The 7,391-nt window shown below is 55.4% G+C and carries 6 protein-coding genes; 5 read left to right on the top strand and 1 reads right to left on the bottom strand.

The features are described 5' to 3' along the window. The first annotated feature begins 48 nt into the window (after positions 1-48). From LUQ43_RS10470 to LUQ43_RS10490, 5 genes are all read left to right on the top strand, one after another. Positions 49-1,305 carry a nucleotide-binding protein gene (locus tag LUQ43_RS10470; RefSeq protein WP_299967256.1) on the top strand — a complete coding sequence of 419 codons (1,257 nt, stop codon included), beginning with the start codon at positions 49-51 and terminating at the stop codon, positions 1,303-1,305. Continuing rightward, positions 1,302-1,907 (top strand): nucleic acid-binding protein, encoded by a 606-nt coding sequence (locus LUQ43_RS10475; RefSeq protein ID WP_299967258.1) that lies wholly within the window; start codon positions 1,302-1,304, stop codon positions 1,905-1,907. Before LUQ43_RS10470 ends, LUQ43_RS10475 begins: the two co-directional genes overlap by 4 nt. A gap of 12 nt (positions 1,908-1,919) precedes the next feature. Continuing rightward, entirely contained in the window at positions 1,920-2,816 is an 897-nt protein-coding gene (locus LUQ43_RS10480) for a hypothetical protein (protein WP_299967260.1), read from the top strand. Positions 2,817-3,076: 260 nt separating this feature from the next. Next, positions 3,077-4,588, top strand: a complete 1,512-nt coding sequence (locus LUQ43_RS10485) for a serine hydrolase domain-containing protein (protein ID WP_299967274.1) — start codon at positions 3,077-3,079, stop codon at positions 4,586-4,588. 215 nt (positions 4,589-4,803) lie between these two features. Further along, entirely contained in the window at positions 4,804-5,643 is an 840-nt protein-coding gene (locus LUQ43_RS10490; protein ID WP_299967263.1) for a methyltransferase domain-containing protein, read from the top strand. Positions 5,644-6,410: 767 nt separating this feature from the next. Here LUQ43_RS10490 and LUQ43_RS10495 read toward each other — a convergent pair. Next, on the bottom strand, positions 6,411-7,391 hold a 981-nt coding region (locus tag LUQ43_RS10495; protein WP_299967266.1), incomplete at its 5' end, for an MATE family efflux transporter.

The raw sequence follows: 7,391 nt of genomic DNA on the forward strand, positions 1-7,391 counted from the left end.
CATTTATGTTCTAAGCGATTTGGATTTTATAGATGGAGATGTATGAAAATGGATTATTCCGAAGCAGCTAACAGAATCTCCCGAAAATTTGCAAGCGGCGGCGAGACCCCCGATGTCAAGAAGATCGAGGGAAAGCTCAAACGACTCGTGGATGAATTCGGGGTCCAGCCATCAGAGGCGGAACGCAGCGTAACGAACGAACTCGCAAAAGAGTTCAACCTTCCCGCGCCGGGCTTCGGCACCACTGCCGGCAGCACCGGGAAGAACGGGGGAACGGAAGAGAAGAAGATCGCAGAAGGTGTGCCCGGCGAATGGGTGACCATCGAGGGCAAGATCGTTGCGCTCGCTGCCCCGGCCTCGCCATCCATTGCGCAGAGCGGCATCATCGCGGATGAGTCCGGCGCAATCCGGTTCGTGGTCTGGGCAAAATCCAATGCTCCTGCCATGGCGGATGGATCATGGTACAGGATCGAGTCCGCGGTCGTGGACGAATACAAAGGGGTTGCCAACCTGAAGATCCATTCGGGGACCACGATCAAGGAGATCACCGAGGACCGGTCGCTCATCCCGACGCCAACGCCGATCAAGGACCTGCGCCCGGGTATCGGGGGCATCCGGGCGAAGTTCGTGCAGGAGTGGGATGCCAGCCACGAACGGATGCTCCAGTCCGGGTTGCTCGGCGACGAGACCGGCACGATCAAGTTCGTTATCTGGAAAGAACCGGGCAAGGAGAAGCTCGTGCCAGGTGCGGTGTACAATATATTCTACGCACAGGTCGACGAGTTCAATGGCCGGCTCTCCCTGAACCTGAACGCGGCAACCATCCTCCAGGAGGAGGGCGAGATCGAGGTGAGCGGGGGCGAGGCCACCATGACCGGCGCCATCGTCCACATTGCACCGGGCTCCGGTATCATCAAGCGGTGCCCGGTGGAGGGCTGCAACCGTGCCCTCTCGCGCCAGAACTACTGCCCGGTCCACGAGATCCAGCCGAAGTTCGTGTACGATCTCCGGATCAAGGGATGGCTGGATGACGGGGAGAAGACCCACAATGTCCTGATCCAGCGCGACGTTGTTGAGTCCCTGACCGGGATCTCCCTTGCGCAGGCACAGGAGATCGCGGAGAACAACCCGCTCGGGATGGACGAGGTATTCATTCAGATGCGGGAGAAGATCCTTGGCCGGTATATCCAGTGCTCCGGTCGGGAGATCGACGGGCGCCTGCTGGTCAACAAGTGCGAGAAGATCGCGTTCAGTACAGCGGAGCATACCGCCCTGCTGAACCGCGCCGGGGGTGCGCCATCATGAGCACGAATGCCACCGATATGCCGGCCCGCCGGGAGGGCCAGTTCGAGCGCGAGCCGGCACGGCGTGTCTTTGCCGCCGAGCTGCGCGAGTGCCGGTACCAGTTCAAGGACGGCGAGGACGAGAAGAGCCCGACGTTCGTCCTGCTGCCGAGCGGCGAGCGCTCGAACCGGATCTTCATTGTCGGCACCCTGACCGAGAAGACTCGGCAGGGCGAGCAGAACATGTTCTACCGGGGCCGGGTCGTGGACCCGACCGGGACCTTCTTTGTGATGGCCGGCAGCTACCAGCCGGAAGCAATGCAGCAGCTGGCAAAGATCGAGCCGCCGCAGTTCGTTGCGGTGATCGGGAAGGCCTCCATCTACCAGAAGGATCCTGCAAGTGCACCCCTCGTTTCGGTCCGGGTCGAGTCGATCAATGTCGTGGACAAGGAGACCCGGGACCAGTGGGTGCTGGACACGGCGAAGCACACGCTGGACCGGGTTGACGCGTTCACAAAAGAACCGACACCCGATATCCTGAAGGCGAAGGAGCAGTATCCCACGATCGATCCCTCGCTCTTCCGGAAGATCGCCTACGATGCGCTGGCACAGATTAAGATGTAATTTTTTTGAGTTATGAGTGCCAGTCCATTCAATCTAAATCCTACAAGTCAAGAAGTAATTTTAATAAACGATATTTTGGATGGTTATCCTTGCTTGAAAAGTATAATCCCTCCATGTAATTCACAGAGTATCCTTCATTTTGATCAATATTCAGGAAATATTCCCCCCGCAAGAAAAAAGGATCTCTGTGAATCGAAGGTTTATGAGGTATTACTTGATTCAAAAGCGATAAAACGTTGGTCTTTCTTACTATCTCATTTAGAGGGGATGCTTGCTAGATATCCTAAGTATTGCACAAAATCATTTGGACAACAATTAGTCGGCTCATTTTTTTCACATTATCTTGAGATTGAAGTCTATGATAATCTCAAGGTGTGTGGATACGACCCCCTGATCGATCCTCCTGTAATGCCAAATTTGAAGAATTCCTCAAAGGCTGATTTTAAAATAAATCAAAACGGTTATGACATTTTTATTGAGGTCTTCACCCCGCGTCTACCCATGGATGAAGAGTTAATGTTTGAAGAAAAACCAAAAACAGGATACTTCGGAGATAGTGAGAGAGATGACACCTTAAACAAAATATACAATGAATACAGTCATCATTTCAAACCGTATGAACCACGATATAATTCTCCGACATTAATTGTTCTCGATAAGACCTACTCAATGGGACTTTCAGAAGCCTTGGGCTCACTCGATTTGAGCAAGATCTACTCAAAATATGAATTCCCTGACTATTTTATCGGAATCTTGGACAGGACTCATTATAATATTGATTTTCTTTACAAAATGCAGAATGAATCGAAACCCATTCGATTCTATCTCAATCCAAGTTATGTGGATCATTATTCATTAATACCAGAATTCTCTCGTTGTTTTATACATAATAAGACCATATCAGGCTAATTGCAAATTTGGATGAGGGATTCTCTATCACTTTCTTGCCCAGCGAGGCCCCGACGAGGCGGCCGAGCGACCCCCATCAGGGGGTGGGAGAACTCACTATTTTTCGAAACACCGGGAGTACATTCTCGTTTGAACCACCAAATCACAACACTAAAATCCCGCCGGAAAAATAACGATACCTGACACACGGGAGATCTGATACCATTCTCACAAAACCCGCAACACTCCTCCTCATTGCAGGACTTTTCTGCATACTCCTCATTTCCGGCTGCACGACATCCTCATCAGAAAAGACCGCCGCAGTACAAACCGGAACAACCGGTCCACAAAATGTAACCGCCCTCATCCCGCAGTTCGATGCCTACGCGGAACAGACCTTCAACCGGAGCGGCGTCCCGGGAATGGCCGTTGCCATAGTACAGAATGATTCTGTCATCTACATGCGGTGCTTCGGGGTAACGAACACCACGACCAGAGAGCCGGTCACGCCCGACACCCGGTTCCAGCTCGCGTCCATCTCGAAATCCTTTACCTCTGCCACGATCGCCTCCATGGTCGGTGACGGCGAACTCTCGTGGGACACGAGGGTTGCGACTATCACTCCGGACTTCCGGCTCTTTGACCCGTGGGTGAGCCAGCATGTCACCTTCCGCGACCTCCTCTCCCACCGGACCGGGCTGCCGGAGTACGCCGGCGACGACCTCCAGGACCTCGGGTACAACCGGTCGGAGATCCTCGGCCGGCTCCGGTACATCAACCTGACCGGCGACTTCCGCTCCTCCTACGCATACACAAACATCGGCGTTACTGCCGCTGCAGAAGCGGCCGCACACCGGGCGGGAACGCCCTGGGAGGACCTCGTAACCGAACGAGTCTTTGTCCCGGCCGGCATGAACAACACGAGCGCCCGGTTCGCTGATTTTGTCGCGGCGAAAAACCACGCTGACACCTACCGGGTGTATAACGGCACGGCGACGGCCAGCGAACTCACGAACGATGATGTCAACAGCCCGGCCGGAGGGGTGAGCTCGACCATCAGCGACATGACCCGGTACGCCCGGCTCCAGCTCAACGAGGGGAATCTTGACGGGAAACAGGTAATCGACCCCACGGCTCTCGCGGAAACCCACACGGTCCAGACCGTCATACATTCCGACAACACCGGTGTTTCCGGGTACGGCCTCGGGTGGCAGGTCTCGGCAAAGAACAGCGGGACGAGAGTCTGGCATGACGGCGAGTTTGAGACCGGCGCCTCGACCGATCTCATTCTTTACCCGAACGAGAAGATGGAAGTTATCATCCTCTCAAACGGGTTCCCCGGAGGGTACAGCCTCAACAAGGCGATGATCCACGGGTGGGACGACCTGTATTCCACGGGCGCAGTACGGAATGACTGGTACGCCGTGATCGAGCCGCAGATCCTTGCGGCGCTCCAGCCCGGGGCCTCGACCATGAGCCCCACCGCGAAGCTCCCGGCGGCCCCGGCCGATGCAAAGCCCGCCCGGTCCCTCGCCATCTACAGCGGTTCGTACACGCAGGATTATCTCGGGACCGTCAGGATCGACACGAATTCCACGGGACTCCTGGCGTATGCCGGTAAGAGCACAACCCCGATGATCCTCGTCCCCTATGACGGGGACACATTCCGGGAAACAACGACAAACACCGGCGTGGTTTTCGCGGTCGGAAAAGACGGGACGGCGACAAGCGTCAGGTTCTCCCTGTTTGACCTGCCCGGACGAAACGGCACCTTTGTCCGGCCCTCCTCATAATTTTCTTCCGGTATTGCTTCCGGGAGAACTGGTGCATCGCAAGGCCCCGAATGGGTGGGATCCCTCCACGTTTTTAAAATATCCGGTCAATATCCCGGTCCCCATAATGTACCCATCCGACCCCCCGGTTCCCGGGTAAAATGCCGACCGGTCCGGAACACCATAAAATCTTACATCATCCACTGCGAATAGGAAACCAGACAAGGCACCAACACATGACTCCCCCTACTGAACCATCACGCCAGTCCCTTGCCACCGGTTTCCGGGACGTGGATACCTCGGGAGATACCTCCGCATGCCACCGGTGCCTCGAACTGATCGCCGGCATCCCGTTCTTCCGCGATATAAAAGAGGAGAGTTTCCGGATCATTGCAGACACTCATCCGGTAAGGGTACTGGATGCCGGCTGCGGGGCCGGGGTGGATCTCGTTGCCCTTGCATCTGCGCTTCCCGCCGGCTCTGAAATTGCCGGTCTGGATGCAAGCGAATCGCTGCTTGCCCGTGCAGCAGAGCGGACAACCGATCTCAGGGACCGGTGTCCGCTGGTCCGGGGAGACATCACCACCATTCCCTGCAAGGGTGAGGTTTTCGATGCCTGCCGGATCGACCGGGTGCTCCAGCACCTCAAAGTTCCGGAAGCAGGAATCCGCGAACTGGTCCGGGTCCTAAAACCGGGCGGGACGCTTGTCGCATTCGACAATGACTGGGACACCCTCACGATCAGCCTCGATGACCAGGAAGTGGCAGGCCGTATCCGCCGGGCCTGGAGCGACAGTTTCGCCTCGGGACGGGTCGGGCGGGATCTTCCCGGGATCTTTGACGCGTGCGGGCTTACGGATATCCATGCAGAGCCCCGGGTTCTGGAACTCAACGACCTTGCCATCTCCCGACAGGTCTTCGATCTCTATGATCTGCAGGAGCGGATGATACAGACCGGGGTACTCCAGCCCTGTGAGACCGCCGCGATCTGGGAGGAACTTATCCGCAAGGCACGCAAAGGAACGTTCACGTCGGGATATACCGGGTTCCTCGTGTGGGGGACGAAACCGGAATAATGGATACGTGAAAACCATTGGGTATGCCTGCTCCCTCCTCTGATCGCACGGACTGCCGTATGACATACGCCGATTGGGTGCGGAGCGCGTTTACTTCACGCAAAGAAAAAAATTATCCCCATGAGTACGAAAACGGAAATAACCCCTGCAACAAGAAGAACGATATCAATGATAATGTCCCGTTTCATTTTTTCCCTCCATGATCCCAGATCCTGTTTTCATCGTCTTACCGGGGTCCTGATGACGACCCCGGCTGACAGGTACCTTTTCGGGAGTTCAGGAATTTCGTCCCCGGGGTCGGTCGACGGGGGAGAGGGTTTTTCTTGCTGATATGATGATAGCACCCGTTGCGGATATCGGGATACAACAGGAGCGGGAAAATGGTTTCGGGTGTTCTTGTGCTGATTCCCTGGCCTGCATACACTCTTTTGCGTGTTTCATTCAGATGATCTCATTGGGTGACTGCCCCACATTACCGACGAAAATTCCCGGGTTTGACGTTCCTGAACTCTTTTGTTTTACTAATGGTTCATATGCATCTCCCTTTCAGACAGCTGATAATTCACATTTCACGGCCATCCGGTGATCGCTGGCACCGTTCAACAGCAGCAGGGATTTTTGCGATCCTGTACACTCCTGTTGTTTCTCCAATCCGGTCTCTTCACGAATTTTTTTGTTGTCGGGATATTCCGGCGATCTCTTCTGAGGTAATGAGAGATGTGGGATTTTCACGGGACATGGTACGTCTTCTCTCAAGTACTGGGGAGTCACGGGGTTCCACTTCCCCTGTGCAACGCCGGATCTTCATCAATCCGTCGGTCCAGTCGTGCAAGATAGGCCCGTGCCCAGACGTATGCCAGCAGACCCCCGGCAATCTCCCCGGCAACTAACCCCCACCAGACCCCCCGCTCTCCCATTCCCAGGGGGATTGCGAGCAGGTACGCAAAGACCGCCGCAAATACCAGGCTCCTCATGAACGTGAGGAACAGTGATGTCGGCCCTTTCCCGACACCCTGAAATACCGATGCGGACACGAGACCCAGTGGCACAAAGGGATAGAAAAAGCACATGACACCGATGAACGCGGCAATCTCCGGGTAGAGGTGGGAACTCTCCTGCGAATAGGAGAAGAGCGAGGCGATCGGCCCGGCAAATACCCAGGTAAGGATACTGACACCGAGAGCAATAACGAGGCCAAAGAGAATCGAGAAGGTGTGGGTAACGCGGATCTTCTTAAACTGCTGTGCCCCGTATGCCGCACCGGCAACCGACACCACGGATGTGCCGATGGCAACAACAGGGACAATGCCGTAGGAAACGATCCTGAAGCCCACGGAGAAGACCGCCACTGCATCCGTCGTGGCTACAATAACGAGGATCAGGTTGAGAATAATACTCAGGGCGGACATCAGCAGATATTCCACACTGGCCGGGATTCCCACGTACAGGATATCGGAGACCACGCTCCGGCTCGGTGTGAAAGCCTGCCGGGAGAGGCACACATAGGTATCTTTCTTAACGAAGAACCAGTAGCAGAGGACGACCGTGGCGGCAGCAAGGGAGATTATCGTTCCCCATGCAGCCCCTGCAATGCCGAGGCCGAGCCCGTAGATCAGGAGAGGGTCAAGAACAATATTCAGCAGGCAGGCGGCCACCATGGCGTACATTGTTCTCTTTGCATCGCCTTCCGCCCGGAGAATGCCATAGGCAATGTTTACAAAGAGGATGAAGAATGAGCCGGCGAAGAG

Origin of the sequence: Methanoregula sp. (assembly GCF_028679125.1) — an archaeon.
In the GTDB taxonomy this organism is placed as follows: domain Archaea; phylum Halobacteriota; class Methanomicrobia; order Methanomicrobiales; family Methanospirillaceae; genus Methanoregula.